This is a genomic window from Aestuariibaculum sediminum (genome assembly GCF_014596945.1).
In the GTDB taxonomy this organism is placed as follows: domain Bacteria; phylum Bacteroidota; class Bacteroidia; order Flavobacteriales; family Flavobacteriaceae; genus Aestuariibaculum; species Aestuariibaculum sediminum.
The window spans coordinates 76,814-103,680 of the sequence record NZ_JACVXB010000001.1; the positions used below are offsets into that span (position 1 = coordinate 76,814).

At 35.2% G+C, this 26,867-nt stretch carries 26 protein-coding genes and 1 other RNA gene; 14 read left to right on the plus strand and 13 right to left on the minus strand.

Annotation, left to right across the window (positions count from 1 at the left end; translation table 11 throughout):
* Window position 1 precedes the first annotated feature (1 nt).
* Window positions 2-787 carry an SDR family NAD(P)-dependent oxidoreductase gene (locus ICJ83_RS00350; RefSeq protein WP_188228384.1) on the minus strand — a complete coding sequence of 262 codons (786 nt, stop codon included), beginning with the start codon at window positions 785-787 and terminating at the stop codon, window positions 2-4.
* A 39-nt stretch (window positions 788-826) separates the two neighbouring features.
* The gene (locus tag ICJ83_RS00355) at window positions 827-2,038 is read right to left on the minus strand and encodes an NAD(P)-dependent oxidoreductase (RefSeq protein WP_188228385.1); all 1,212 of its coding nucleotides are present in this window, start codon (window positions 2,036-2,038) and stop codon (window positions 827-829) included.
* 213 nt (window positions 2,039-2,251) lie between these two features.
* On the opposite strand from ICJ83_RS00355, the gene ssrA reads away from it, so the two are divergent.
* Window positions 2,252-2,646: a transfer-messenger RNA gene (gene ssrA, locus ICJ83_RS00360) on the plus strand.
* Between the two features lie 223 nt (window positions 2,647-2,869).
* Window positions 2,870-3,280, plus strand: a complete 411-nt coding sequence (locus tag ICJ83_RS00365; protein ID WP_188228386.1) for a hypothetical protein — start codon at window positions 2,870-2,872, stop codon at window positions 3,278-3,280.
* A gap of 120 nt (window positions 3,281-3,400) precedes the next feature.
* Here the strand turns inward: ICJ83_RS00365 and glmM are convergent, their stop codons facing one another.
* The 5 genes from glmM to ICJ83_RS00390 all read right to left on the minus strand — a co-directional run bounded on the left by glmM (window position 3,401) and on the right by ICJ83_RS00390 (window position 10,913).
* Window positions 3,401-4,786: a phosphoglucosamine mutase gene (gene glmM, locus ICJ83_RS00370; protein ID WP_188228387.1), complete on the minus strand. Its 1,386-nt coding sequence runs from the start codon at window positions 4,784-4,786 to the stop codon at window positions 3,401-3,403.
* A 314-nt stretch (window positions 4,787-5,100) separates the two neighbouring features.
* Window positions 5,101-7,029 (minus strand): glucosamine-6-phosphate deaminase, encoded by a 1,929-nt coding sequence (nagB, locus tag ICJ83_RS00375; RefSeq protein ID WP_188228388.1) that lies wholly within the window; start codon window positions 7,027-7,029, stop codon window positions 5,101-5,103.
* A gap of 30 nt (window positions 7,030-7,059) precedes the next feature.
* Window positions 7,060-8,874, minus strand: coding sequence for a sodium:solute symporter family protein (locus tag ICJ83_RS00380; RefSeq protein ID WP_188228389.1), 1,815 nt, complete (start codon window positions 8,872-8,874; stop codon window positions 7,060-7,062).
* Between the two features lie 46 nt (window positions 8,875-8,920).
* Window positions 8,921-10,009, minus strand: a complete 1,089-nt coding sequence (locus ICJ83_RS00385) for a phosphotransferase enzyme family protein (protein ID WP_188228390.1) — start codon at window positions 10,007-10,009, stop codon at window positions 8,921-8,923.
* A 1-nt stretch (window position 10,010) separates the two neighbouring features.
* Entirely contained in the window at window positions 10,011-10,913 is a 903-nt protein-coding gene (locus ICJ83_RS00390) for a nucleotidyltransferase family protein (RefSeq protein WP_188228391.1), read from the minus strand.
* Between the two features lie 242 nt (window positions 10,914-11,155).
* Here ICJ83_RS00390 and ICJ83_RS00395 point away from each other — a divergent pair, with 242 nt between their 5' ends.
* Both ICJ83_RS00395 and ICJ83_RS00400 read left to right on the plus strand, forming a co-directional pair.
* Window positions 11,156-12,199 carry a LacI family DNA-binding transcriptional regulator gene (locus ICJ83_RS00395; RefSeq protein WP_188228392.1) on the plus strand — a complete coding sequence of 348 codons (1,044 nt, stop codon included), beginning with the start codon at window positions 11,156-11,158 and terminating at the stop codon, window positions 12,197-12,199.
* Between the two features lie 26 nt (window positions 12,200-12,225).
* A complete protein-coding gene (locus ICJ83_RS00400; RefSeq protein ID WP_188228393.1) occupies window positions 12,226-12,585 on the plus strand; it encodes a hypothetical protein in 360 nt (119 codons plus the stop codon).
* A 14-nt stretch (window positions 12,586-12,599) separates the two neighbouring features.
* Here the strand turns inward: ICJ83_RS00400 and ICJ83_RS00405 are convergent, their stop codons facing one another.
* On the minus strand, window positions 12,600-13,988 hold the full coding sequence (locus ICJ83_RS00405) for a sulfatase-like hydrolase/transferase (RefSeq protein ID WP_223154552.1): 1,389 nt from the start codon (window positions 13,986-13,988) through the stop codon (window positions 12,600-12,602).
* 252 nt (window positions 13,989-14,240) lie between these two features.
* Here ICJ83_RS00405 and ICJ83_RS00410 point away from each other — a divergent pair, with 252 nt between their 5' ends.
* The gene (locus ICJ83_RS00410) at window positions 14,241-15,125 is read left to right on the plus strand and encodes a carbohydrate kinase family protein (protein WP_188228394.1); all 885 of its coding nucleotides are present in this window, start codon (window positions 14,241-14,243) and stop codon (window positions 15,123-15,125) included.
* A gap of 15 nt (window positions 15,126-15,140) precedes the next feature.
* Here the strand turns inward: ICJ83_RS00410 and ICJ83_RS00415 are convergent, their stop codons facing one another.
* The 5 genes from ICJ83_RS00415 to ICJ83_RS00435 all read right to left on the minus strand — a co-directional run bounded on the left by ICJ83_RS00415 (window position 15,141) and on the right by ICJ83_RS00435 (window position 17,595).
* Window positions 15,141-15,407 carry a hypothetical protein gene (locus ICJ83_RS00415; RefSeq protein WP_188228395.1) on the minus strand — a complete coding sequence of 89 codons (267 nt, stop codon included), beginning with the start codon at window positions 15,405-15,407 and terminating at the stop codon, window positions 15,141-15,143.
* A 171-nt stretch (window positions 15,408-15,578) separates the two neighbouring features.
* Window positions 15,579-15,974 carry a rhodanese-like domain-containing protein gene (locus tag ICJ83_RS00420; RefSeq protein ID WP_188228396.1) on the minus strand — a complete coding sequence of 132 codons (396 nt, stop codon included), beginning with the start codon at window positions 15,972-15,974 and terminating at the stop codon, window positions 15,579-15,581.
* Between the two features lie 16 nt (window positions 15,975-15,990).
* Window positions 15,991-16,308 carry a rhodanese-like domain-containing protein gene (locus ICJ83_RS00425; RefSeq protein WP_188228397.1) on the minus strand — a complete coding sequence of 106 codons (318 nt, stop codon included), beginning with the start codon at window positions 16,306-16,308 and terminating at the stop codon, window positions 15,991-15,993.
* Window positions 16,309-16,422: 114 nt separating this feature from the next.
* Window positions 16,423-17,043, minus strand: a complete 621-nt coding sequence (locus ICJ83_RS00430) for a thioredoxin family protein (protein WP_188228398.1) — start codon at window positions 17,041-17,043, stop codon at window positions 16,423-16,425.
* 6 nt (window positions 17,044-17,049) lie between these two features.
* A complete protein-coding gene (locus tag ICJ83_RS00435; RefSeq protein WP_188228399.1) occupies window positions 17,050-17,595 on the minus strand; it encodes a TlpA disulfide reductase family protein in 546 nt (181 codons plus the stop codon).
* A 380-nt stretch (window positions 17,596-17,975) separates the two neighbouring features.
* Here ICJ83_RS00435 and ICJ83_RS00440 point away from each other — a divergent pair, with 380 nt between their 5' ends.
* The 9 genes from ICJ83_RS00440 (at window position 17,976) to ICJ83_RS00480 (ending at window position 26,802) form a co-directional block, all read left to right on the plus strand.
* A complete protein-coding gene (locus ICJ83_RS00440) occupies window positions 17,976-19,379 on the plus strand; it encodes an anthranilate synthase component I family protein (RefSeq protein ID WP_188228400.1) in 1,404 nt (467 codons plus the stop codon).
* Window positions 19,380-19,534: 155 nt separating this feature from the next.
* The gene (locus ICJ83_RS00445) at window positions 19,535-20,101 is read left to right on the plus strand and encodes an anthranilate synthase component II (RefSeq protein WP_188228401.1); all 567 of its coding nucleotides are present in this window, start codon (window positions 19,535-19,537) and stop codon (window positions 20,099-20,101) included.
* A 35-nt stretch (window positions 20,102-20,136) separates the two neighbouring features.
* On the plus strand, window positions 20,137-21,129 hold the full coding sequence (gene trpD, locus ICJ83_RS00450; protein ID WP_188228402.1) for an anthranilate phosphoribosyltransferase: 993 nt from the start codon (window positions 20,137-20,139) through the stop codon (window positions 21,127-21,129).
* Between the two features lie 69 nt (window positions 21,130-21,198).
* Window positions 21,199-21,984 carry an indole-3-glycerol phosphate synthase TrpC gene (trpC, locus tag ICJ83_RS00455; protein WP_188228403.1) on the plus strand — a complete coding sequence of 262 codons (786 nt, stop codon included), beginning with the start codon at window positions 21,199-21,201 and terminating at the stop codon, window positions 21,982-21,984.
* Window positions 21,981-22,631, plus strand: coding sequence for a phosphoribosylanthranilate isomerase (locus ICJ83_RS00460; RefSeq protein ID WP_188228404.1), 651 nt, complete (start codon window positions 21,981-21,983; stop codon window positions 22,629-22,631). Before trpC ends, ICJ83_RS00460 begins: the two co-directional genes overlap by 4 nt.
* Window positions 22,632-22,664: 33 nt before the next feature.
* Window positions 22,665-23,846 (plus strand): tryptophan synthase subunit beta, encoded by a 1,182-nt coding sequence (gene trpB, locus ICJ83_RS00465; RefSeq protein WP_188228405.1) that lies wholly within the window; start codon window positions 22,665-22,667, stop codon window positions 23,844-23,846.
* 8 nt (window positions 23,847-23,854) lie between these two features.
* Window positions 23,855-24,616 (plus strand): tryptophan synthase subunit alpha, encoded by a 762-nt coding sequence (trpA, locus tag ICJ83_RS00470; protein WP_188228406.1) that lies wholly within the window; start codon window positions 23,855-23,857, stop codon window positions 24,614-24,616.
* A gap of 153 nt (window positions 24,617-24,769) precedes the next feature.
* Window positions 24,770-26,290, plus strand: coding sequence for a bifunctional GNAT family N-acetyltransferase/carbon-nitrogen hydrolase family protein (locus tag ICJ83_RS00475; protein WP_188228407.1), 1,521 nt, complete (start codon window positions 24,770-24,772; stop codon window positions 26,288-26,290).
* A gap of 104 nt (window positions 26,291-26,394) precedes the next feature.
* The gene (locus ICJ83_RS00480; protein ID WP_188228408.1) at window positions 26,395-26,802 is read left to right on the plus strand and encodes a DUF805 domain-containing protein; all 408 of its coding nucleotides are present in this window, start codon (window positions 26,395-26,397) and stop codon (window positions 26,800-26,802) included.
* Window positions 26,803-26,867 lie beyond the last annotated feature (65 nt).

The following is a 26,867-nucleotide window of genomic DNA, read 5'->3' on the forward strand; positions in this document are numbered from 1 at the left end:
ATTAAACTGTTTCACGATTTTTTTCCTGAATTCGTCTAACAATAGAGGTTGCGGTACGTCTTGAAACAAACCTAGGAATGACTGCTAAAAACTTATTAAAGCGCCCCGGTATTGCATAACTTTTACCTCTAAGCATGGCCTTATAGCCATAGGCTGCTACTTGTTTTGCGCATCCCATATTAAATGAAATTTTGTTTTCGCTTGAATCAGCTGATACAGTTTCCTGAAAGCCTGTTTTTGTTGGTCCTGGGCATAATGCCGTTACCGTAACCCCTGTACCTTTAAGCTCATTTGCAATGGCCTCGGAAAACGATAATATATAGCTTTTGGAAGCGTAGTAAATAGACATTAAAGGACCTGGTTGGAATGCTGCTAATGACGATACATTTAATATTTTTCCTGAACCCTGTTTTACCATCCCTTCGAGTATTAATTTAGTTAAATGTGTTGTGGTTAAAATATGTACATGAAGCATATCCAATTCTCGCTTCCAGTCGGTATCTACAAATAAACCAAAAAGACCAAAACCCGCATTATTAATTAGAACATCAACGGTAACACCTCCAATATCCAGCATAATTTCACTGGCGACATCTATTTTACTTAAATCCTTAACAAGAATATCCACCTTGTTTCCGTAGGTTTCCTTAATATGCTTTTGAGTACATTTTAAATTTTCTTCATGGATATCTATTAAGATTAAATCGTAGTGATCATTTGCTAAAAGCAAAGCAATTTCATATCCCAGACCAGATGCGGCACCTGTTATTAATGCAGTTTTTGTCATAATTTTTTTAATGATATTTGGGGCTTTAAAGGGCTAAAACTAATGTTTTCCATCCACATAATCCTGCAAATATGAAAAACGTTGGGTTAATTTCCCATGTTCTGTCATTTTTGCACGTTCTAACACCCCGTCTTTATCGTTATTAAAAAAAGCAGGTATTACATGTTTTAAAAACATATCCCCAAAACCTTCACTAGCATCTTTAGGTAATTCGCAAGGTAAATTATCGACCGCCATTACGGCAATGGCATTAGGGTTTGTAAAATCGGTTTCCGATTCGGTTAGTGGGTCGTAACCATAAATTGGGTCTGCAATGGTTGAAGCCCTAAGTGTTGTTGCAACCGGCCCGTCGACATCGCAACTAATATCGGCCACTACTTTTATCTTAAAATCTTTAGTTTTAACGTCTTCTCGGGTATATAAAAACGGTGCACCATCGCCATAAAAGTGCCCTGCGATATAAAAGTCGGTTACCTTGGCGAAACGCATAAAATCTGATTGATACTGTTCAGGATGATCAAAAAAGTCAAAATTATCTAATATTTTCCCATCGTTTCGTTTATTATAATCCAAAACATCTATTTTACAATATATTGGCTCATTGAAACTTTTATTTAGATACTCGTTGACGGTCACCTGCTTAAGCTGCATAGCATTAAGCATTTCCTGAGCACCAGCAGCTACCTTACCACTTCCTGTTAATAAAATTTTAATGTTTGGAATTTTTAAGGTTTTTAATTGCTGAATCAATTCTTTCTGTCCTGATAAAGTTCCCGCCTTGGGTAAATGCCAACAATTATACTTGAGTCCCCAAGTTCTAAAACCATTATAAGCCCCCACGATACCGGCATACTTTCCAAAACCTATGAGGCGAAAACCTTTTTCATTCACTATCGTTTCATGATCGTAAAGTTCGATGTTCTTTTCTAAAATGGCCTTTAGTAACATTCTGTTATAGGGCTGCTTTTTTATGGTATGGGAAAAGAAAAAATATTTTTTATTCGGAATTAATGCTGAAATAGGCACTTCTTTTACACCTAATAGCACATCACAATCTGATACATTCTTTGTAACTTCGAAACCTTTTTCCTCATATTCTTTATCTGAAAACACTCGTATATTTGAAGACTCTACTTTAAACATCGCTTCAGGAAATTCCCCTTGTACTTCCACTAATTTGTTAGGTGAAAAAACGACACGTCGGTCGGGTGGATTTTTTCGTTCTTTAATTATAGCAAAGGTTACAGACATAAAGACTATTGATTTTATTAGAGAATAAGTTTAGTTGAGAATAAAATTGGAATAATTCTTGCTCTAAAATAGTTGGATTATTATTGATTTACAAACTTTTTAATACCTTTGCTGCCCGCGTTAAGGATTGAGGCCTTGTTGAAGCTCCTTGCAAAGAGCGACTGCCGAAAGCCTGCCCCGAAAGGGTAACGCCAAACTTAATAAATTAATACTGGGGTCGACTGGTTTTGACAGCGAGATTAATTGAACGGTAAGCACGTCGTGTAATGATTTTGAAACACGTAAAAGGCTAAATCGAACTTTAAACGGCGAGAATAACTACGCTTTAGCTGCTTAATCTGAATTATAGTAAGATTGCCTAGGTACACAAGGTGTACAAGCTAAATGTCTCCGGAAAGCCTTGGTTAACGGCGTTCCTTTTAGAGGCATCGTAAATGTTAACATAGATGGAGTACTGCTTTGATGCTCTTTCGAAATTTAAGAAGCTAAGCTTGTAAGTAGGTTGTCTTTAACCAGCTTCTAGTCGAAAAACCAAGAAAAGAATAAACGTGTAGAAAGCCCTTTGGTTACTTGTTTGGACGAGAGTTCGATTCTCTCCGACTCCACAAAAAACCCTCAAAATACGTTTGTTTTTGAGGGTTTTATTTTTAGTTGATAGGATAGTTGATACTTTTTTGTTGAATATAACTATTATAATTGTAAAAATATAAAAGCTAAATCCAGCATGGAATCACAAAAAGACCTTAATATAGAGACTGTTAAAAAGAAGAACCCGCTGAAAACTTTAAAAAAGACGAACTAAATTTAGATTTTATTTAATAATAGAATAAAGTGAGAAAAATATTCTTAATATTAGTAATAGCCATAATCCAGTTAAATTATTCTTATGCCCAAGATATCAATAATGATATTCTGGGAAGCTGGGATTTAATAGAATTTAATTTGGAAGGAGAGCAGCAAGTTACAGGAGCTGTTTGGGAGTTTAAATCAGATGGTACGTGTAAGTCTACAGAAGAAACGTTAATATATAATTATACTTACAGTATATCTAATAATAAATGCACTGATGGCTCATTAGATAACGAAAATAATTATATTAGAATTTATAAAACTTCTAATAGTAATCTGGAATATTGTTTTAAAATTATTAACATAGGTCTTTTAGATGATTCAGACACTAGAGTTTTTATGACACTGTATAATTATGGAGCTATACAACCTCTTATTTTTGTTAAAAAATAAAAGTAATTTAGTTAAGGTAAAGCAAAAAATATCGAGAGCATTAACTCTCGATATTTTATACTTTACACACTTCTTGTTTTTTTACCAAAAGAACCTTTTTAATAAAACGAAACAAAAACTTTAAATTAAGCTTTTTATTTCTTCAATTATGCTATCAGCTAACTTGTCAGCACATTCCTGAGAAGTGCTCTCTGTATAAATTCTGATAATCGGTTCGGTGTTTGATTTACGTAGGTGTACCCACTCACTTTCAAAATCGATTTTCACGCCATCTATAGTATTCACCTCTTCGTTTAGATAATTTTGAGCCATCTTTTCCAAAATAGCATCAACATTAATTTCAGGTGTTAATTCTATTTTTTTCTTGCTCATAAAGTAGTTCGGGTAGGACTCACGCAAGGCTTTACATGATACCTTTTGATGTGCTAAATGAGATAAAAATAGTGCCACTCCAACTAGAGAATCTCTTCCATAATGGGAGTCCGGATAAATTATTCCGCCGTTTCCTTCACCTCCAATAACTGCTCCAGCTGCCTTCATTTCGATAACGACATTCACTTCACCTACAGCACTTGCACTATATTTACCTCCATGTTTCTGCGTAACATCTCTTAAAGCTCTAGACGACGATAAATTAGAAACCGTATTTCCACCTTCTAATCTCCCTAAAACATAATCGGCACAAGCTACAAGTGTATACTCTTCACCAAACATGGAACCGTCTTCACATATTAAAGCTAACCTGTCTACATCTGGATCTACCACAATACCAAAATCTGCTTTTTCATCAACTACAAGTTTCGAGATATCTGTTAAGTGTTCTTTTAAAGGCTCTGGATTATGCGGAAAATGACCATTAGGTTCACAATACAACTTTACACAATCTACGCCTAAACGTTCCAAAAGTGCTGGGATAGCAATACCTCCTGAAGAGTTTACTGCATCTACCACCACTTTAAACCCTGCTTGTTTTATAGCTTCAACATCAACGAGTTTAAGTTTTAAAACTTCGTCAATATGCTTTTCTATATAGCCTTCAATTTCTGTATAAACCCCTAAATTATCAACTTCGGAAAACGTGTAAGCATCGGTTTCTGCAATGTCTAAAATTTTAGCGCCTTCCTCGCCATTTAAAAATTCACCTTTGTGGTTTAATAGTTTAAGTGCATTCCATTGTTTGGGGTTATGGCTAGCGGTAATAATAATACCACCATCGGCATTCTCTAACGGAACGGCTACTTCAACAGTAGGTGTCGTTGATAAACCAATACTTTTTACATGGATACCTAGTCCAATAAGTGTTTGACTTACTAAAGTACTTATCATAGTACCTGAAATTCTGGCATCTCGACCTATAACAACGGTAAGTTCCTTTTTGGAATTTTGTTGCTTTAACCACATGCCGTAGGCAGCAGCAAATTTTACAGCATCTACAGGTGTTAAATTTTCACCTACGTGCCCACCAATGGTTCCGCGGATTCCGGAAATTGATTTAATTAATGTCATTTTAAATATATTAAGCTAGATTATAATGAAGCTGAATTGCTTCAAGTGCTGCTGAAAAAGTTGCAAGACTTTTCCTTTAGAAACACAGCAGTGAGTTAGTTGATGCGTAAACCATAACTAATACTAAACCACCCACCAGGAAAAAAACACTTTCAATGTCTATGACTTTTCGTTCTTAAGGAATCATCAACCCAAAACTATAATAATGTTCGTATAAAATGGGATTACTTTTACTTATGCTATATCCTAGATTTTAAATAGGTGGTTTAGATATTTAGTTATATGTTCATATAAAATAATTAAGATTTAGGTCTTTAGAATATCCATCTTACAAAGGCCTCCATAGCGGCATAATGCGCTAAACCTAGTTGATGGTAAAGTTCGGCTGTTTCACGGTTTCTATCCTCAGCTCTTTGCCAGAACTCTCTACTATCACTACCTTGAAACACAACGCCGTCCTTTTGCGACTGGTGTTTAAATATCCCGTGACGTTTTTCTAACACTTGGCCCGGACTCATAGGTACCGCCATTTCTATTTCGTCGATACCCCATTCTTGCCATGCACCACGATATAACCATACCCAGCAATCATCCATAAATGGTTTTTCTTTTAATCGTTTTACCGATTCGAAAATAGCATCTAAACATACTTTATGCGTACCATGTGGATCGGCTAAATCTCCTGCTGCATAAATTTGGTGAGGCTTAATTTCTTCTATCAAATCCATGGTGATTTTAATATCTTCTTCTCCAATTGGATTCTTCTCGATAGTACCTGTTTCATAAAAAGGTAATTCCATGAAATGTATATTTTCATCGGGTAACCCTACAAACTGAGCAGTTGCTCTAGCTTCTCCTTTACGAATTAACCCCTTTATGTAACGCACCTCCGGAATATCAATTTCACTATCTTTTTTATTCTTAAGAAAATCTACGGCCTTCTCGTAAATAAGCGTTGCTTCAGAACTTTTAATTCCGAATTTTTCATTGTAATCACATACGAAAGCAGCAAAACGAAGCGCTTCGTCGTCGGCTACGGCTATATTTCCCGAGGTTTGGTAAGCAACATGTACGTCGTGCCCCTGCTCTTGTAAACGTTTGAAAGTTCCTCCCATACTAATGATATCATCATCTGGGTGTGGCGAAAATATTAAAGCACGCTTTTTCGCTGGCTCAGCACGCTCCGGACGCTTACTATCGTCGGCATTAGGCTTTCCGCCTGGCCATCCTGTAATGGTTTGCTGTACTTTATTAAATATTTTAATGTTAATATCGTAAGCAGGTCCAGAATCAGCTAATAAATCGCTCATTCCGTTTTCGATATAATCAGCATCTGTAAGCATCAAAATCGGCTTTTTTAAGCTTAAAGCTAAACCTAAAACAGCTTTTCTTGCCATTTTATCGGTCCACTCGATTTTTTCAACTAACCAAGGTGTATCAATTCTTGTTAATTTAGAAGAAGCACTTTTATCTATAACAAATGTGGCATTTCGATGTTCTTGTAAAAACGAGGCAGGAACTTGATTTGTTACCTGGCCTTCAACTGAAGCTTTGATAATATTTGATTTTCCTTCACCCCAGGCCATTAATACCACGCGTTTCGCTTCCATGATTTTTTTAACTCCCAAAGTAATGGCCGTTCTTGGCGTTTTGTCTAAGCCGCCAAAATCTTTACTTGCAGCAACACGTGTAATATGATCTAGTGCCACTAATCGTGTTTTAGAATTCTGTAAAGATCCAGACTCATTAAATCCGATATGCCCGTTACCTCCAATACCTAACACCTGTAAATCAATGCCTCCTAAAGCTTCAATTTTAGCTTCGTAAGCATTACAGTATGCCGATATTTCTTCTTTCGACAATTTTCCATCTGGAATATGGACATTTTCAGGTAGAATATCTACATGGTTAAAAAGCCTTTCATTCATAAACCTTACATAACTGTAAACTGAATCCGGCTCCATTGGATAATACTCATCTAAGTTAAAGCTGATTACATTTTTAAAGCTTAAACCTTCTTCTTTATGTAACCGAACCAATTCGGCATACAGCCCTTTAGGTGTTGAACCTGTAGCTAATCCTAGAATACAATTCTCATTCTTAGATTGCTTTAACTTTATCAGCTCTGCGATTTCATTTGCAACTGCTTTTGATGCTGCAATAGAATCTTCAAAAACAACGGTATCAACATTTTCGAACCGTTTTTCGAATCCTGTGGCTTTGTCTGCACTACTTTTAATCATAACCTATCTGCTTTAGTCTAATTTTGATCTTTACAATATATTTGCTTTAATTTTTTTCCAAACTCGAATTAATAACCCTCCACTAATAATAGCAAGTACTGTCATTATTAAAGCTTGGTTTGTTTTTCCATAAATCCAATATCCTGTTGCGAACATCGAACTGTATATTAATACACAACCTAACAACATAGCCATAATACCTGCAGGTACAGACCATGGTTGTTTATTAGTTACTAACGTAACACCTTCTGCTTCAGCCTCGGTTAGTACATGTGCCCATCCAGGCCCTCCAGGTTGAATTTTTCTATAGAAATCCTGTAATACGGCTTTGCTTTCCGGTTGTGTGATAAAGGTAGCTGCCAACCAGATTAAAGTTGTTATTAATACGACTAATGGATATTCTAAATAACTTGAAAACACGCCAGTTTCTTTTGCGAATAAAAAAGCGCCTGCTGGTGTTAATTTTAATATAATTGAAATAATACCTGATGCAAACATCGCGGTTATTTCACTCCAAGCATTAATTCTCCACCAGAACCAACGTAAAATAAATATTAATCCAGTACCTGCTCCAAACACTAATAATACTTCAAATAATTGAAGTGCATTTTGAAGTAACAATGCTAATAGGGCACTAAAAACCATAAGCACTATTGTCGATATTCTACCTACTGCTACCAAACGTTTCTCAGAAGCATTAGGGTTAATTTGTTCTTTATAAAAATCGAATACGATATAAGATGACCCCCAGTTTAACTGCGTAGAAATTGTACTCATATACGCCGCTATTAATGACGCTAAAACCAGTCCCAATAGACCACTAGGCAGTTTCGTTAACATAGCTGAATACGCTAAATCATGTCCCAATTTATCATCAGTAATACTAGGAAAAGCCTCTTGTATACTTGCTAAATCTGGAAATACCACTAACGAGGCTAAAGCCACAATAATCCATGGCCAAGGGCGTAAAGCATAATGCATAATGTTAAAGAAGAAAGTTGCTCCAATGGCATGGTTTTCATCTTTAGCAGCTAACATACGCTGTGCAATGTAACCGCCTCCACCAGGCTCCGCTCCTGGATACCAAGAACTCCACCACTGTACAGCTAAAGGAATAATTAACAAAGTAATTAAGGCATCGGTATTGCTAAAATCTGGTAGTATTGATAATTTATCAACAACATTCTCATTAGTTATTAATGTAGCTACACCGCCAACTTCTGGTAAATTAACCAAATAGTAAGCTGCTCCAATGGCACCACCCATTGCTACAAAAAACAGTAAAAAATCGGTGTATATAACCCCTTTAAATCCACCAAGCGCACTAAAGGTTACGGTTATAATACCAGCACTAATTACCGTTTGCCAGGGTTCTAGTCCTAACATAATACCTCCAATTTTTATAGCTGCTAAAGTTACAGCCGACATAGTAATTACGTTAAAAATAACACCTAAATAAACCGCTCTAAATTTTCTTAAAAAGGACGCCGGTTTTCCGCCATAGCGCAACTCATAAAACTCTAAATCGGTATTTACATTAGATTTACGCCAAAGTTTCGCGTAAACGAATACAGTTAATAATCCGGTAAGTAAAAAGGCCCACCACACCCAGTTTCCTGAAACACCATGTGTTCTAACAATATCGGTTACTAAGTTTGGTGTATCGGTTGAAAATGTAGTAGCGACCATAGATATCCCTAACAACCACCAGGGCATACTTCGACCTGATAAAAAGTATTCGGAAGAGTTTTTTCCTGATTTTTTTGAAACCCAAATTCCAATTCCTAGGGTCATGGAAAAAAAGGAAGCTATTAAAATGTAATCTAAAGTGCTTAATGATACCATACGGTTATTTTGTTTAATTAATAAATAGTTCTTCTGTTTTTGTTAGTCATGCTAAACGGGTTACCTTTTTTACTTCTTCATATTGTTCTGTAAAACTTCTTAAAAGTTTAAATTGATTTTTAGCTCTATCTAAATTATGCATACTATACGATGCTTTGTAATAAATATCGTTATTTAAAAAATCGGTTAAAAACCTAAGTCCCATTATAAAAATAATAGTTTTTGCGCCTAGTGGCAGGTTTTCTAACTCTAAAGTTGTTAATGAGCTTCCAACTTTTTCAAGAAACCCCTTTACATAAGCTTTGTAAAACGGCAAATTAAAATTAATCTTAGTGAGATCGGTTTCGTCTTCGGCCGCCGTATTACAAATGGTTCTTATGGCATCGCCAAAATCGTAATGAACAATTCCTGGCATGACTGTATCTGTATCTATAACACAAAGTCCTTTGTTACCTGTATCGAAAAGCGCATTTGAAATTTTCGTATCGTTGTGTGTAACACGAGTAGGAATAGCCCCCGAATCTTTTAATCCTTGCAAAATATGCATTTCGTCTTTAGACCCTAAAACCAAATCGATATAGGGTTTAGCTTCATCAATACGTTCTTTTGTAGCTCTTTTTAATGCAGCTTCAAATTGTTTATAACGAAAAGACATATCGTGAAAATTTGGAATAACTTCAATTAAATTATCCACATCAAAATCACTGGTTTGATTTAAAAATTCACCAAATAGTTTACCTCCTTCGTATGCTATTTCTTCCTCAACAACGGTTTCAAAAGTGACGCTATCTTCTATAAACAACATCAAACTCCAGTACCCTTCTTCGTCCCCGCCAAAATATTGCTTTCCTTCTAGCGTTGGAAAAAAAGACAATACGCGACGTTGCACTTCTTCCTTGGGTAAGTTCGCAAGTTTTTCTCTTAAGTGAGCACTTACAGAAACCTTATTATTTATCAATCCCGGAACATCTGGAAATACCCCATGATTTATGCGTTGCAAAACATAGTGTGGTTTATTTTTCGTTTTAATCAAATAGGTATCGTTAATGTGACCTGAGGCTAAATAAGAAAAAGATTCAAATTCACTCTCATGCTGAAACTGGTCAAAAACATATTTTAAGCGCTCCTGATTCATTCTACCACAAATTTTCAGGATAAACGTTTGCTGCTTTCAACGCACCAATAGCTTTTTGCACAATAGCCTTATCTTCCTGATAAGTAACCCCAAACCATTTGGCGTCCGATTTTAATACTTCTACCCTAGCTTTACCAGATTTTAAAATCTCGTTTACTATGGTCGGCAAATAAAACTCAGCTTTTAAATTTTCTTTATTTTCTTCCAAGAAATTTAAAAACAAGGCTTCACCAAATTCAAAACATTTTGGTGTAAAACCCCAAAAATTCATTGAAACCACTGTCTCGGGATCGATATCTATAAATTCACCCGCGTCATTTTTACGTTTTAACGTTCCATTTATCTTTTCAATATGCGTTCTTTCCGTTACATCCACCAAAAAGCCATTTTCATCTACCTGACATTCTCCTCTTGACACATATCCGTGATCGGAAACCGTATTTTTTAGTAAATAAGCCATCGTCTTAAACTCATAAGACGTCTTATCCGTTTCCATTAAAGCTTTAGCCATACTTTCAAAAGCTTCCTTACTATAAAAATCGTCGGCATTAATAATAGCAAAGTTTTCTTTAACAGCATCTTTAGCCATTAAAAGCGCATGACCGGTACCCCAAGGTTTAGTTCTCTCCGGGTTCACATATGCTTCAGGCACGCAATCTAGCTCTTGGTACACATAATCCACCTCGGCTTTACCTTCTAGTTTCTTATTAAAAATTTCTTTAAACTCCTTTTCGAAACTTTTTCTTATGATAAACACAAATTTACCAAAGCCCGCCTGTAGCGCATCATAAATCGAAAAATCAATTATTGTATCTCCCTGAGGAGTAAATGAATCGATTTGCTTTAATCCACCGTATCGACTTCCCATACCAGCCGCTAATACTACTAATATTGGCTTTTCCATAATTGCTATTAATTATTCTTTCTTAAAAACTTAAAATACCTAACAAACACTTAAAAACCAATATTTTACAACCTTAGTAATTTTACCAAGCTTGCTGATTTTCAATTGTTTGTTTTGCGAAAATATGTAATAAGATTGACAAAAAAAAGAAAAAACACAAAAAATGTGCTCGACAACATGTATTTGTGTGTTCGAGCACATTTTTATTTTAACAAGACAAGCTTTTTACTATATTTGTAGTAATGAAAAAATATACCATTAAAGATATTGCCCTTTTGGCCGGTGTTTCAAAAGGGACTGTAGACCGCGTAATCCATAAACGAGGTAAGGTTTCGGAAAAGGCTTTAAAAAAGGTTAATAAAATTTTAGACGAAATTGACTACCAACCTAACATTTTAGCCAGAAGCCTAAAAAATAATAAAATCTACAGTATACATGTTATTTTGCCAGACCCTGAAATCGACCCGTATTGGATACCATGTAAATTAGGCATTGAAGAAGCTTTCAGTGAATACAAATCGCTGGGAGTATCTATCGAAACATTTTTATTCGATCCTACAAACAACCAGTCCTTTTCGGAGATTAATGATAAAGTTTTACAACTAAATCCCGATGCGGTTTTAATTGCACCCCTTTTCTTTAATGAAGCCATAAAAGCATTTAATGCTTACAAGGAAACCGAAATACTGGTTACCACAATAAACAACCGAGTTGGCGATGATAATGTGAATAATTTTGTTGGTCAGGATTTGGTTCAAAGTGGTAAAATTGCGGCAAGACTTTTAGAAATGATTACCCCCGATAATTCTGAAATCATTATCGCCCATTTAGATGAGTTTTTTCTAAACGCTTCTTTTATGCAGCAAAAAGAAAAAGGTTTTAGAGATTATTTCGATACCAATACAAATAATAGCTACAAACTTAAAACATGCCACTCTATAGAATCGAATCAGTACAAAACACTTATTGATGTTATAAAAACCACTAAGGACATTTCAGCTATATTTGTGACAACTTCTAAAGTTTATAAAGTTGCCGAAATTTTAAGCAATTTTCCAGAGTTAAAAATTAAAGTTATTGGTTACGATTTACTGGATAAGAACATTGAACTTTTAAAAAATCGCCAGATCGACTTTCTTATTCATCAAAATCCACGACAACAAATATACCTTGGACTGAGTCAATTAGCTGAATATTTTATTTTTGACAAACCAGTATCAAAAGAAAAGTTATTACCTATTGACATTATTAATTCTGAAAATTTCTCTTCATATTTAAATCAATAACGTTCCTCAATAAAAAAACTATTCATATGACCGTAGAAGACCTTGTTGGAACCTTTAATATTATTGGCTATAATCAAGACGAAGAGGCGCATAGTTACAAAGGCACATTAACCCTGACTTTGGATAGTAATTACCGAATAAAAGCCGTTTGGACAATTGGTGATAATCAAAAGCAAATTGGCACAGGTTTTTTTAAGGACAATATATTAGTGATAAATTTTTCATATAAAGGAGAAGATGGTAACACCTATAAAGGTGTTGCCGTATATCGCTGCATCAATAAAAATTTACTCGATGGCTTTTGGTCTGAAAAACACGGCGACCCCTTATATTTAGGTGAAGAACAATGTTTTAGAAACCTCGATATAAATACACTTCTTGATTAAAATAAACTGTTCGGTTAATCTGGTTTTTTAAATCTATTTGGATGTGTTTTGTTGTACTCCTTATCATCGGATAACCCTAAAAATACAGGTTTGATATTTTCGATATCCCACTGACTATAGGTCTTTAATAAATTATTAAACGTAGTATTTTCAAATGCTCTCAAATTTGCCTGTTCTGATATATCATTTTTCAGATTAAAAACCATAGTTTCAGTGGGGGTCACAACTATTTTATTTCCATTAGCCTCTCGTAATGCATAACTGTTGTCGTCAAATTTTTTCCAATATAAGTAATCATGTGGCGCGCATTTATTTTCACCTAAAATAAAAGGCATAAGGTTAACCCCATCAATAGAATGTTTAAGTGTAATAGGAGTTTTAGTCTGCGCTATAATGGTTCCAAAAATATCTAAGGAAATCACCGGTTTATCATAGGTAATTCCAACAGGAATAACCCCTTTCCATTGCATAGCAAAAGGCACCCGAATACCTCCTTCAAATAAATCTCCTTTTTTACCTCTTAACTCACCATTATCTGATCCATTATGCGTTAGTGGCCCACCATTATCCGACAAAAACACCACAATCGTATTATCTGTTAATTCAAGCTCATCTAAACGGTTTAAAACTTCTCCAACCCCATCGTCGACAGCACTTACCATAGCTGCATAGGTTTTTCGTTTCATATTCTGTATCGTATCAAAACGATTTAAATATTTCTCGGTAGCTTGTAACGGCGCATGCGGTGCATTATAAGCTAAATACATAAAAAATGGATTATTCTTATTTTGTTCTATATAAGAAACTGCTTCACGTGAAAGCGCATCAGTTAAATAGGCTTTTTCTTCAACCCTTTGGTTATTCCTTAACAACTTTGTTCTATGGGCTTCATATTGAGATTTAACTTGGTATTCATTTTCTAAATCCCATTTTTCAGGCAAATACTGATGACCACCAGTTAAAAACCCATAAAAATCATCAAACCCTCTTTTTAGAGGCCTCAAAGATGCCTCGGCTCCTAAATGCCATTTTCCTAGAGCAATACACCTGTAATCTGCTTTTTTGAGTACCTCAGCTAGGGTTTCTTCACTTAGCGGCAATCCCATTTTTGGGTCGTTAGGGGCAAACAAAGGATTTCTAGAAAAACCGAAACGATCTTGATAACGCCCTGTTATTAACCCCGCTCTGCTTGGACCACAGGTTGAATAACTCACGTATCCATTTGTGAATTTCACACCATTTTTTGCAATTCTATCAATATTTGGTGTTGGTATATCTTTACAACCATTAAAGCCTACATCGGCATAACCTAAATCATCAACCAATATCAAAACTAAATTCGGTTGCTTTTGTTCAACCTTAGAATTTGAATCTTGATTTTTAGACATATGTTTTGTTTTCATACATGAGAACATGGTTAACACAATGAAAACTATAACCGAATGTTTTAAACACCTACTCATTAAAAATGTATTTATTATATCCGTAAAGATAGTAATAAGCTAAATCCGATTAGGGTATCAAACATGCAAAAATAGGAGGTCGAATTATGCAAACAACCTTATTAATTGATAAATCACAATAAATTGGAGTTTCATAATTTATTCGTATTTTGAAAGCATTACTGTCTTTTTGATAAAACTTAATACCGAATTATGGCCAATATTGTTTGCTACGGAGAAATTTTATTTGATGTATTTTCAAAACACCGAAAAATTGGAGGAGCTCCTTTGAATGTCGCCAGTCGACTTCAATCTTTTAATCATGAGGTTACTATGATTAGTGCTGTTGGAAACGATGCTCCAGGTTCGGAACTCATAAACTACTTAAAGACAAATAATATTAATACCGAAAACATCCAAATCACAAAAGACTACGCTACTAGCGAGGTTCATGTAACCTTAAATGAAAAAGGATCTGCCACATATAATATAATGCATCCTTGTGCCTGGGATAAAATTGAGTTGCATAATGATGCAGAAAATGCCGTAAAAAAAGCCGATGCCTTTGTTTTTGGAAGTTTAGTTGCTCGAGACTACAACTCTAAAAACACCTTATACAAATTGCTAGAAAGTGCTAAGTATAAAATTTTTGATCTTAATTTAAGACCTCCACACTACACAAAAGACCTTTTAGTGTATTTGATGAATAAGGCTGACTTTATAAAATTTAATGATGATGAATTATTTGAAGTTTGCATGTTTTTAGACTCCAAGTATAAATCGCTTGAACAAAACTTAATGTTTATTGCCGAACAAACTAACACCAAGCATATTTGTGTTACCAAAGGCCCTCATGGTGCTGTTTTGCTTTATAACAATAAATTATATTATAACAGTGGTTTTTTAATAAAGGTTGTTGACACCGTTGGAGCTGGCGACTCCTTTTTAGCTTCGCTGATAAGCAAACTGTTAAACAATACAAATCCGCAAGAAGCAATAGATTTTGCCTGTGGTGTCGGTGCATTAGTAGCTCAAAATGAAGGTGCAAATCCCCCGCTATCAAATGAAGAAATTGATAACTTTATTAATCCAAAATAAAAACAGCGAGCAAATTTAACTTATCTGCTGCTTTTTCATTTTTTCAAGAAGTTCTAACTCGTGTTGAATCTCTTCTTTTCGCTTGTTGAATTTTGCAACCCTTGCATCAACCTCAGCTTGTCTTTGCTGACGAAGGAGCTGTCTTTCTTTTTCAGCCTTAGCTTCGGCATCTTGAGCTTTACGCTGATTCATTTTTTCACGAAAAACTGAATAATACGAATAGCCGTACATAGAGATAAATAACAAGGCAATGATGCCCAAAATTAAGTAACCGTTTTCCATAAGTCTTATTTTTTAATTGTTAGGGTGTTTAAAAAAGGCTTTGTAACTAATTGCAAACAATGCCTTTACACTATAAAATTATGAAAATGACCTAATGAAAAAAAATAAACAAGTTAAAGTGCCGAAAAAAAAGATAAACCAATTTGGCGTTCGGTAAAAGGCAATTATTACCTACTTAACGCATTCAAATCTAGCATCTTTCCATGCTGTAATACCTCCTTCTATGCTATAAATTTTGGAGAACCCTAGCGCCTTCAAAATGATTGCACTTTTGCTACTGCGCTTACCCGATTTACAATAAACAAGTACCTTTTTATTTTTATCTAATTTAAAAGCTTCATCTTTAAAAGTCTCTGAAAAGTAATTGATATTTAAAGCTCCTTCAAGATGTCCTTCAGCATATTCTTCAGGTGTTCGAACATCCAAAAGCTGAATTTTTTTTGGTTTTTGAAGTAAATGTTTTGCCTGCTCAACCGAAACAACTTCAAACTCTTTTTGAGTCGACAATTGATTACATCCAAACATACTTAACAGCATAAAATATCCGATTACAATTTGTCGTCTCATAGGATTACTTTTTTAATTATTCTAAATCAACCAGATCACCTTCCCACTCTAATATACCACCTTCTAAGTTATAGGTGTTATCAAAACCTAATTGTTGCATAATATTGCATGCTTGCCCACTTCTATTTCCTGAGCGACAATACACATAATAGTTTTTACTTTTATCTAGCTCCTCGAGAGCATAAACAAAGCCTTGACCTTTATAAATATCAATATGAATCGCATTTGGGATAATTCCGTCGGCTACTTCTCCATCTGTTCTAACATCTAAAACTACGGCGTTATCATCGTTAGCCAATTGCTCTGCCCATTCTTCTTGTGTTAAATCTTCCATTGTAATCTGTTTTTTTAAACGTTACAAAATTAATATTTAAAAAATTAAAGACTAAAAAAAAATCTAAAGTATTACACTTTAGATTTTTTTATGGTTGACGTTCGAAAAATGTAATTATACTTTAATCGAACACCCAATAGCTTTTGTTTCTTTTTGTTCTATTTCCTTTCCTGCCAATAAAGCATCTACTGCTGCTTCAATATATTTTGTGGTAACCGCATCGGCATCTTTATAATTGTCATCAATAGCACCTATATACTTTACAACTGGTCCTTTTTTGGTTTTTTGTAATACAAACATATGCGGTGTTTTTGTAGCGCCATATTTTGGAAACACAGTCTGCTCACTGTCAATCAAATATGGAAATGTAAAGCCTTTACTTTTTGCTCTTTCTTTCATAGCTTCGAAATTGTCTCCAGGTTTTTTATTGGTATTATTAGGCATAATAGCAATAACCGGATAACCTTTAGACGCGTATTTTTTATCTAATTCGATAATACGATCTTCATATTGTACCGCAAATGGACAGGTATTGCAAGTAAACGTTAATATAAATCCTTTAGCATCTTTATAATCCTTTAGAGACACCATTTTTCCATCGATATTTTTCAGCGAAAAATCGTCGGCAACATCACCTATTTTATAACCTTGATTATCTACTATTTTATCCACAGTAAAAGCACTCACTGCAATTACCAACAAAACTAAGGGCAACAATTTTATTACTTTTTTCATAGTGTTTTAATTTAAAAATGGTTTAACTTGGTTTTCTAATTCTTCATAGGTAAACGATTGTTCAAAAAATTGACGATCATCGTCCTTATATATTATAGTGGCAGGAATAGACCCCGACCACGTTGAATCAACTTTTGGTATCCAGGTATTCATATCGGCATCGTCCAGAGCTACAACTTTCGATTTTATTCCTTTATCTTTTATAAATGGCTTTAGTTTACTGTCGTATTGATGAGGAAAATCTAAGCTCACTAATAGAACTTCTACATTTTTATCCGCATACGCTTTATTTAATGCCTCAAAATAAGGTAGCTCCTTAACACATGGCACGCACCAAGTGGCCCAGAAATTAACCACATATACTTTACCATCCTTTTTATTCAATAAAGGTTCTAAACCTTCATAATCGTAAACTTTTAAATCTGTTTCAAAATCTTCATGAGCGACAACCAAAGCTTTCCCTTCCTTTACAAGGCTATTTTCTTGTTTTTGGCTCTTCTGTTTACAGCTAATAAAAATTAACAGAACAATAAGTAATGTATTTAATTTCATTTGTATTTATATTTCTTAGACCAGCAAAATACATTTTAGTTTAAAAATATATCAATATACACTTAAAAATAATTAATAGTTGTTAGATAATATATAGTTTAACAGTCTTTTATGTAAAAATTAGCCTTAAGTATTGTTTAATTTTATTTTCATTTCTATATTTGGAGCTCACAAATAAAAACATGAAAATAATTTTAAATAATATTTGGTGGTGGCACTTTACAAACTCTGGTTCGTGAAGCAGACCCCTTATGTATTTAAACCAAAATATTGAAAAGGCTTGTCGTTCACGACAAGCCTTTTTTAATATCTATAATAAAACAGAACTAGATAATAATAAAGAACTTATAAATCGAATAAACGGAACAAATTAAGTGCAAATGACAAACTATAACTTATACACGCATTACAAAAAAATTCTGGCAGACACGATTACGCCTGTTAGTATATACTTAAAAATACGCGACAAATATCCAAACAGTATCTTGTTGGAAAGTAGCGATTACCATGCTAACGACAATAGTTTTTCTTATATCTGTTTTAACCCAATTGCTTCAATAAAAGTTGAAAATGAAACTATTACGCAAAGTTTCCCCGACAGAAGTTCTGTAAGCAAATCGATTACAGCGGAAACCGATGTAGCAGAAGAAATACATCAGTTTACCAAACGTTTTGAGGCAAATTCAGATGAAGATTTCAAATTTATTAACAACGGTATTTTTGGTTACCTTGCTTACGATGCAGTACGATATTTTGAAGATGTTGCCATTAGCAAAAAAGAAAATTCTATTTCTATCCCCGATGCTTACTACGCGGTTTATCAAAACATAATCGCAATTAATCATCATAAAAATGAAGCTTATATTTTTGCACATTGTTACAATACCGAAAGTAATATAGACGAAATAGACCACCTAATTAAAGTTCGTAATTTCGCATCATATAATTTCACCTCTAACGGAGATATAACCTCAAACCTTACCGACGACGAATACAAAACTCATGTCGAATTAGCCAAAAAACACTGCGCTCGTGGCGATGTATTCCAGCTGGTGCTTTCAAAAAGTTTTACACAAGATTTTAAAGGCGACGAATTTAATGTATATCGTGCACTACGCAGCATCAACCCGTCACCGTATTTATTTTATTTCGATTACGGCAACTTTAAAATATTCGGTAGTTCGCCCGAGGCTCAGTTAGTTGTAAGCGATGGTATGGCCGAAATACATCCTATTGCCGGAACCTTTAAACGCACCGGAAATGACACAAAGGATGCCGAATTAGCTCAAAAACTGGTTAACGACGACAAAGAAAACGCCGAACATGTGATGTTGGTCGACCTTGCCAGAAACGATTTAAGTCGACACGGCAGCGGTGTAACTGTTAACACCTATCGTGAAGTTCAATTTTTCTCACATGTCATCCACCTTGTAAGTAAGGTTACAGGAAAAAAACATACAGAAACTGCAACCATGCAAGTCGTGGCCGACACCTTTCCTGCGGGAACTTTAAGTGGAGCTCCAAAACATCGCGCCATGCAACTTATTGAACAATATGAAAAAACAAGCCGCTCATTTTACGGTGGAGCTATCGGATTTATGGATTTTAACGGCAACTTTAACCACGCGATCATGATACGAACCTTTTTAAGCAAAAACCATCAATTACATTGGCGCGCTGGAGCCGGTATCGTTTCCAAATCCAGTCCCGAAAGTGAATTACAAGAAGTATATAACAAATTAGGAGCGCTAACCAAAGCCATACAACTGGCAGAAACCATATAAATTAGGGCGTTACCTTTATCCTGAAATAAATTCAGAATAAAGGTCGGGGTTTCGCAAGTCGCTTTTTTCAAAGAGCGCCAACAATTGCTCAATCCCAAACGCAAAACAAATGAACAAAAACAAACTAAAAACCTTGTTCATCAAGAATTATAAAAATGAAAAAAATATTAGTTATAGATAATTACGACAGTTTTACTTACAATCTTGTACATTACTTAGAAGATTTAAACTGCGACGTAACCGTTTTTAGAAACGACAAACTCACTCTAGAAGACGTTAAACCCTTCGATAAAATAGTACTTTCACCGGGTCCCGGTATTCCAGACGAGGCTGGGTTATTAAAAGACATTATTAAAGTCTATGCGCCCACAAAAAGTATTTTAGGTGTTTGTTTGGGGCAACAAGCCATAGGCGAAGTATTTGGAGGTACACTGCAAAATTTAGACGATGTTTATCATGGTGTGGCTACACCAGTTAACATTACAGTAGACGATGAAATTCTGTTTAAAGGTTTAAACAAACAAATTGAAGTAGGTCGCTACCACTCTTGGGTAGTTAACCCCGATTTACCTGAAGTATTGGAAGCCACTTCGTTCGACGCTAACGGTCAAGTTATGTCGTTACGACACAGAGTTTACGATGTAAAAGGTGTTCAATATCATCCCGAATCGGTATTGACCCCAGACGGAAAACAAATATTAAAAAACTGGTTAGAAAATTAGTCTTTAAGACTTCAAACCATTTAGACTAAAAAAACATGAAAACAATATTAAACCGACTTATAAACCACGAAAGCATCTCTACTGAAGAAGCCAAACAAGTTCTCGTTAACATATCAAAAGGCGACTACAATCAAAGTCAGATTGCTGCATTTTTAACCGTATACATGATGCGCAGTATAACTTTAGACGAATTAAAAGGTTTTAGAGATGCACTTTTGGAGCTTTGTATCCCTATTGACTTAAAAGAGTTTAATGCTATAGATTTGTGTGGTACGGGTGGTGATGGCAAAAATACGTTTAACATATCTACATTAGCTTCGTTTGTAACGGCTGGTGCTGGGGTAAATGTAGCGAAGCATGGTAATTACGGTGTATCTTCCGCTTGTGGTTCATCTAATGTAATGGAATATTTAGGTATTAAATTTTCAAACGACGAAGCTTTCCTTAAACGCTGCATAGATAAAGCAGGAATATGCGTACTGCATGCACCATTGTTTCACCCCGCCATGAAAAACGTGGCACCTATTCGTCGTGAATTGGGCGTAAAAACCTTTTTTAATATGTTAGGGCCTATGGTAAATCCGTCGTTTCCTAAAAACCAAATGGTAGGCGTTTTCAATTTAGAATTATTAAGACTTTACGGATATTTGTATCAAAACACCGATAAAAATTACAGCGTTGTTCATGCCCTCGATGGTTATGATGAAATTTCATTAACGGGTGGCGCAAAAGTTATTTCAAACAATCAGGAAACCATGTTTATACCCGAAGATTTAGGTATTGAACAAATCACGCAGCAATCTATTTATGGTGGCAATACAGTTGAAGAGGCTGCTAAAATTTTTGTGAATGTGATTAACGGAAATGGCACAGTACAACAAAACCATGTAGTTTGTGCTAATGCTGGATTAGCGATTGCTACGACCAAACAAATTAGCCACAAGGAAGGTTTTGAATTAGCGAAAGAATCCTTACTATCAGGAAAAGCGAAAGCAAGTTTAGACACATTAATTGAATTAAGTAAATAAAAAAATTTGCTGAATGCATTTCAGCTTCACAAATAATGAGAACCTGAAACAAGTTCAGGTTGACGAAAAATGAATATACTAGATAAAATAACCGCCGACAAAAAGAACGAAGTTGCGTTACGAAAATCGTTAATCCCAACCTCGCAATTGGAGCAATCGGTATTATTCAACAGAACAACAATTTCCTTAGCCAAAAAACTTAGAACGAGCAATACAGGCATTATCGCCGAGCATAAACGTCGTTCGCCATCAAAATCGGTTATCAATCACAATTTAAATGTAAACGATGTTGCCCAAGGCTACGAAAATGCTGGCGTTTGCGGTATGTCTGTTTTAACCGATGGCAAATATTTTGGAGGCTCTTTAGACGATTTATTACTGGCGCGTGCCTCATGTAATTTACCATTATTACGTAAAGAGTTTATTATAGACGAATACCAACTACTGGAAGCCAAAGCTTACGGCGCCGATGTTATTCTGCTCATCGCTGCTATTTTAAGCAGAGATGAGATAAAACGATTTTCAGAATTTGCAAAAAGCTTGAACCTTGACGTGTTGTTAGAAGTGCACAACGAAGAAGAACTCAACAAAAGCATCATGCCAAGTTTAGATATGCTGGGCGTAAATAACCGAAACCTTAAAACCTTCGACGTGAGTTTAGAGACCAGCAAATCTTTAAGCCAGCAAATTCCAGACGATTTTGTAAAAGTATCCGAAAGTGGCATAAGTAATATCGACGCCATTAAAGCATTAAAACCTTTTGGTTACCAAGGATTTTTAATTGGTGAAAATTTTATGAAAACCAATAACGCTGGCGAGAGTGCAGCGCAATTTATAAAAGAACTGAAGTCATGAAGTTAAAAATTTGCGGCATGAAATACCAAGATAATATCCAAGCGGTAGCAGCTTTGCAGCCCGATTATTTAGGATTTATCTTTTATGAGACATCAGCAAGATATTTCAATTCAGCTATTCCAAATATTTCTAAAACTATAAAAAAGACAGGGGTTTTTGTGAATGAAACTTTAGATGTGGTTCATGAAAAAATTAAAACATACAACCTACAAGCCGTTCAATTACATGGCGAAGAATTGCCCGAATATTGCGAAAGATTAAGAGATACAATCTTGTCTGGCGGAGTCGAGATAATAAAAGTATTTTCAATAAAAGACGACTTCAAATTCGACCAATTAGAACCTTATGAAACGGTTTGCGATTTCTTCTTGTTTGATACCAAAGGAAAATTACCTGGAGGCAATGGTTACACCTTCAATTGGGATGTATTAAATAAGTATCCTTCAACAAAACCTTATTTTTTAAGCGGAGGCATAGGCTTGGAAGAAACTGAGAAATTAAAATCATTTTATAAAAGTCCGGCATCAAAATACTGTTACGCTATTGATGTAAACAGTAAATTTGAAATTGAACCAGGCCTAAAAGATACAGAACAACTAAAACAATTTATTAATCGGATTAGAAAATTAAATTCGAGTAGGCACTAAGCCAAAATTTTCTAACTTATTAAAAGAAATAAAATGAACTATAACGTAAATGAAAAAGGGTATTATGGCGAATTTGGAGGTGCCTTTATTCCTGAAATGCTTTACCCAAACGTAGAAGAATTACGCCAAAATTATTTAAAAGTTATGGCCGAGCCTTCTTTTCAGCAGGAATTTAATCAACTACTAAAAGATTATGTGGGTCGCCCGTCGCCTTTATATTTTGCCAAACGCTTATCTGAAAAATACAATACCAAAATTTATTTGAAGCGCGAAGACCTAAATCATACTGGAGCACATAAAATCAACAATACCATTGGGCAAATTCTTATGGCAAAACGTTTGGGCAAAACCCGCATTATTGCCGAAACTGGTGCTGGACAGCATGGTGTGGCCACTGCCACGGTTTGTGCATTAATGGGATTAGAATGTATAGTATACATGGGCGAAATTGATATTGCTCGCCAAGCGCCAAATGTAGCCCGCATGAAAATGTTAGGCGCAAGCGTAATTCCTGCAAAATCGGGTAGTCGCACACTAAAAGATGCCACCAACGAAGCCATTCGCGATTGGATAAACAACCCCGTAAACACCCATTATATTATTGGGTCGGCCATTGGACCACACCCCTACCCCGATATGGTAACTCGATTTCAGTCGGTAATTTCAGAAGAAATTAAATCGCAATTAAAGGAACATGAAGGTCGCGAAAACCCAGATTATGTGGTAGCTTGTATTGGCGGTGGAAGTAACGCTGCTGGCACATATTATCATTTTTTACATGAAGAAGATGTTAATATTATTGCGGTTGAAGCAGCTGGCCATGGTGTCGATTCTGGTGAAAGTGCGGCAACTTCCATATTAGGAAAAGAAGGTGTTATTCATGGTTGTAAAACCCTATTAATGCAAACTAACGACGGACAAATTACTGAGCCCTATTCCATTTCCGCAGGTTTAGATTACCCTGGCGTTGGCCCCATGCATGCGCATTTATGCAAAACTGGACGCGCTGAATTTATGGCCATAACCGACGACGATGCCATGAATGCAGGCCTCGAATTATGTAAATTGGAAGGTATTATACCTGCTATAGAAAGTTCGCATGCCTTAGCCATTTTCGAACAAAAACCCTTTAAACCAGACGATGTTGTTGTAGTTAGTTTATCGGGACGCGGTGATAAAGATTTACAGAATTATATTGATTATTTTAAGATATAACAATTACAATGAACAGAATACAGCAAAAAATACAAGAAGATAAAAAATTACTATCTATATATTTTACCGCAGGTTACCCCAACTTAAACGATACGGTAACCATAATTGAAGATTTAGAAAAAAACGGAGTTGATTTAATTGAAATCGGTTTACCGTTTAGCGACCCGTTAGCTGATGGCCCAACCATTCAAGACAGCTCAACAAAAGCATTGAAAAATGGCATGACGACCGAAACGCTTTTTAATCAATTAAAGGATATTCGCAAAACCGTAAATATTCCGTTAATTATTATGGGATATTTCAATCCTATGTTACAATATGGGGTTGAAGCATTTTGTAAAAAGTGTGCGGAGATTGGTATCGACGGATTAATCATCCCCGATTTACCTGTTGATGTATATCACGAAGAATACAAAGCTATTTTCGATACATACGGATTAATTAACGTGTTTTTAATAACGCCACAAACAAGCGATGATCGTATTCGATTTATCGATTCTATCTCTAACGGATTTATCTATATGGTGAGTAGTGCCAGCGTAACGGGTAGTCAGTCTGGATTTGGAGATGAACAAAAAGCTTATTTCAAGCGTATTGCCGATATGCAATTAAAAAATCCACAAATTGTTGGCTTTGGCATTAACAATAATGACACCTTTGCTCAAGCCACTTCGTATGCGCAAGGTGCTATTATAGGAAGTGCATTTATAAAGCATTTAACTGAAAAAGGCACCAATCAAATTGAAAAATTTGTAAAAACTATTCGATAAACCATCATTTCATTCCCTTACTTCGATTACAATTTACCTACCTGAATAACATCGAATTAAGGGGATTGAATTTATTTACTAATCCTTTTTACTTCTGTTTAAAATCCTTAAATTTCATAGCATAAACAAGTAATAAACTATCCTGAAATATTTATGGAAGACATTGAAAACATTGAATTAGCCTACCTAAGTTTAAATGATTACGATGAATTAAAGGAGGCGATGATCGCTTCTTATTCTACTATGCCTGATGCCTATTGGCGTGAATTTCAGATAAAAAAACTCATCGACATGTTCCCTGAAGGTCAGGTAGTTATAAAGGTTAACAATCAAATTGCGGGTTGCGCGTTATGTATTATTGTCGATTATGATAAATTTGGAGACAACCACACTTACAAGGATATAACGGGCAACTATACTTTTAACACGCATAACCCCAAAGGTGATATAATTTATGGTATAGAGATATTTATTAAACCTGAATTTCGCGGCTTACGCTTAGGCAGAAGGCTTTACGATTATCGCAAAGAACTATGCGAACGGTTAAATTTAAAAGGTTTAGCCTTTGGCGGGAGAATTCCAAACTACAAACAATATGCCGAGACCTTAAGTCCTAAAGAATATATTGCTAAAGTACGAAGCAAAGAAATTAATGATCCTGTACTTAACTTTCAAATATCTAACGACTTCCACCCCACCCGGATAATCAAAAATTATTTGGAAGGCGATGTCGATTCAAAAGATTATGCGGTGCTTTTAGAGTGGGATAATATCTATTACGAAAAAGAAACCCAACAAGCAGCAACCATAAAGAAAATTGTACGTCTAGGCCTAATTCAATGGCAAATGCGCACTTATAAAGATTTAGACGAACTCATGCATCAGGCCGAATTTTTTGTTGATGCCGTTTCTGGCTACCGGAGTGATTTTGCTTTGTTCCCGGAGTTCTTTAATGCACCTCTGATGGCAGAAAACAATCATATGTCTACCCCAGATGCCATAAGAGAATTAGCTAAACATACATCGGAAATCGTACAAAGGTTTTCAAAATTAGCCATCAGTTATAATATTAATATCATAACGGGTAGTATGCCAGAAATGGTAAACGACAAATTGTACAATGTTGGATATTTGTGCCGACGCGATGGGTCTATGGAACGTTACGAAAAACTTCACGTAACGCCCGACGAAGCAAAAGTCTGGGGCATGGTAGGTGGCAACAAGCTTAATACTTTTGAAACCGACTGTGGCAAAATTGGGGTTTTAATCTGCTACGACTCCGAATTTCCTGAATTAAGCCGTTTACTGGCCGATGAAGGCATGGATATTTTATTTGTTCCCTTTTTAACCGACACTCAAAACGGGTATTCTCGTGTCCGTCACTGTGCACAGGCTCGAGCTATTGAAAATGAATGCTATGTCGCCATTGCTGGTAGTGTTGGTAATTTGCCAAAGGTGGAAAATATGGACATACAATATGCACAATCTATGGTATTTACACCCTGTGATTTTGCCTTTCCTACCAATGGCATAAAGGCTGAAGCAACACCTAACACCGAAATGATTTTAATTGCTGATGTAGATATCGATTTACTTCGAGAACTGAATCAATTTGGAAGTGTTAAAAACCTGAAAGACCGTAGAAAAGACATTTTCAACCTAAAAAAATTGTAGAACTTACAAATTGTATTTCAACGAATTAACCAAAAATTACTTTTCATATTGTAGTTAATTTAATAACTTGTTGTAACCAAATTTAACAAACTAACCCTACAATTATGAAATGGTATTTAAAAGTCATTCTAGACAACTATGCCAATTTTAATGGCAGAGCCCGACGTAAGGCCTATTGGATATTCTTTTTTTTCAATTTACTCATCACTTATGTAATTGCACATATTGCCAGTATTTTGGTTGAACTTACAGACGTTTTATATTTAATGTTTCTCCCCATAATTTATCTCATTGCAGTTGCAGTTCCAACTATTGCAGTTGGAGTGAGACGTATGCACGACCTTGGAAAACCAGGCTGGATTTTATTTATACCAATTTATAGCTTTGTTCTAGCTGTATCGAGCGGCGAAGTTGGAACTAACAAATATGGCGAAGATCCAAAACATGAAACTCAAGAAACTATTAAAGATTATATAAACGACATATTTGCATTACGAGAACAGCAAACTTAATCAGAGATATTTTATTACATATTAAAAAAGAAATATCCTACTATTTTAAATAAATTGAATATATT

Bases quoted from the DNA above. Each gene is read 5' to 3' on its own strand.
- ICJ83_RS00350 (WP_188228384.1), bottom strand. From the start codon at position 787: ATGACAAAAACTGCATTAATAACAGGTGCCGCATCTGGTCTGGGATAT.
- ICJ83_RS00355 (WP_188228385.1), bottom strand. From the start codon at position 2,038: ATGTCTGTAACCTTTGCTATAATTAAAGAACGAAAAAATCCACCCGAC.
- glmM (WP_188228387.1), bottom strand. From the start codon at position 4,786: ATGACATTAATTAAATCAATTTCCGGAATCCGCGGAACCATTGGTGGG.
- nagB (WP_188228388.1), bottom strand. From the start codon at position 7,029: ATGATTAAAAGTAGTGCAGACAAAGCCACAGGATTCGAAAAACGGTTC.
- ICJ83_RS00380 (WP_188228389.1), bottom strand. From the start codon at position 8,874: ATGGTATCATTAAGCACTTTAGATTACATTTTAATAGCTTCCTTTTTT.
- ICJ83_RS00385 (WP_188228390.1), bottom strand. From the start codon at position 10,009: ATGAATCAGGAGCGCTTAAAATATGTTTTTGACCAGTTTCAGCATGAG.
- ICJ83_RS00390 (WP_188228391.1), bottom strand. From the start codon at position 10,913: ATGGAAAAGCCAATATTAGTAGTATTAGCGGCTGGTATGGGAAGTCGA.
- ICJ83_RS00395 (WP_188228392.1), top strand. From the start codon at position 11,156: ATGAAAAAATATACCATTAAAGATATTGCCCTTTTGGCCGGTGTTTCA.
- ICJ83_RS00400 (WP_188228393.1), top strand. From the start codon at position 12,226: ATGACCGTAGAAGACCTTGTTGGAACCTTTAATATTATTGGCTATAAT.
- ICJ83_RS00405 (WP_223154552.1), bottom strand. From the start codon at position 13,988: ATGAAAACAAAACATATGTCTAAAAATCAAGATTCAAATTCTAAGGTT.
- ICJ83_RS00410 (WP_188228394.1), top strand. From the start codon at position 14,241: ATGGCCAATATTGTTTGCTACGGAGAAATTTTATTTGATGTATTTTCA.
- ICJ83_RS00415 (WP_188228395.1), bottom strand. From the start codon at position 15,407: ATGGAAAACGGTTACTTAATTTTGGGCATCATTGCCTTGTTATTTATC.
- ICJ83_RS00420 (WP_188228396.1), bottom strand. From the start codon at position 15,974: ATGAGACGACAAATTGTAATCGGATATTTTATGCTGTTAAGTATGTTT.
- ICJ83_RS00425 (WP_188228397.1), bottom strand. From the start codon at position 16,308: ATGGAAGATTTAACACAAGAAGAATGGGCAGAGCAATTGGCTAACGAT.
- ICJ83_RS00430 (WP_188228398.1), bottom strand. From the start codon at position 17,043: ATGAAAAAAGTAATAAAATTGTTGCCCTTAGTTTTGTTGGTAATTGCA.
- ICJ83_RS00435 (WP_188228399.1), bottom strand. From the start codon at position 17,595: ATGAAATTAAATACATTACTTATTGTTCTGTTAATTTTTATTAGCTGT.
- ICJ83_RS00440 (WP_188228400.1), top strand. From the start codon at position 17,976: ATGACAAACTATAACTTATACACGCATTACAAAAAAATTCTGGCAGAC.
- ICJ83_RS00445 (WP_188228401.1), top strand. From the start codon at position 19,535: ATGAAAAAAATATTAGTTATAGATAATTACGACAGTTTTACTTACAAT.
- trpD (WP_188228402.1), top strand. From the start codon at position 20,137: ATGAAAACAATATTAAACCGACTTATAAACCACGAAAGCATCTCTACT.
- trpC (WP_188228403.1), top strand. From the start codon at position 21,199: ATGAATATACTAGATAAAATAACCGCCGACAAAAAGAACGAAGTTGCG.
- ICJ83_RS00460 (WP_188228404.1), top strand. From the start codon at position 21,981: ATGAAGTTAAAAATTTGCGGCATGAAATACCAAGATAATATCCAAGCG.
- trpB (WP_188228405.1), top strand. From the start codon at position 22,665: ATGAACTATAACGTAAATGAAAAAGGGTATTATGGCGAATTTGGAGGT.
- trpA (WP_188228406.1), top strand. From the start codon at position 23,855: ATGAACAGAATACAGCAAAAAATACAAGAAGATAAAAAATTACTATCT.
- ICJ83_RS00475 (WP_188228407.1), top strand. From the start codon at position 24,770: ATGGAAGACATTGAAAACATTGAATTAGCCTACCTAAGTTTAAATGAT.
- ICJ83_RS00480 (WP_188228408.1), top strand. From the start codon at position 26,395: ATGAAATGGTATTTAAAAGTCATTCTAGACAACTATGCCAATTTTAAT.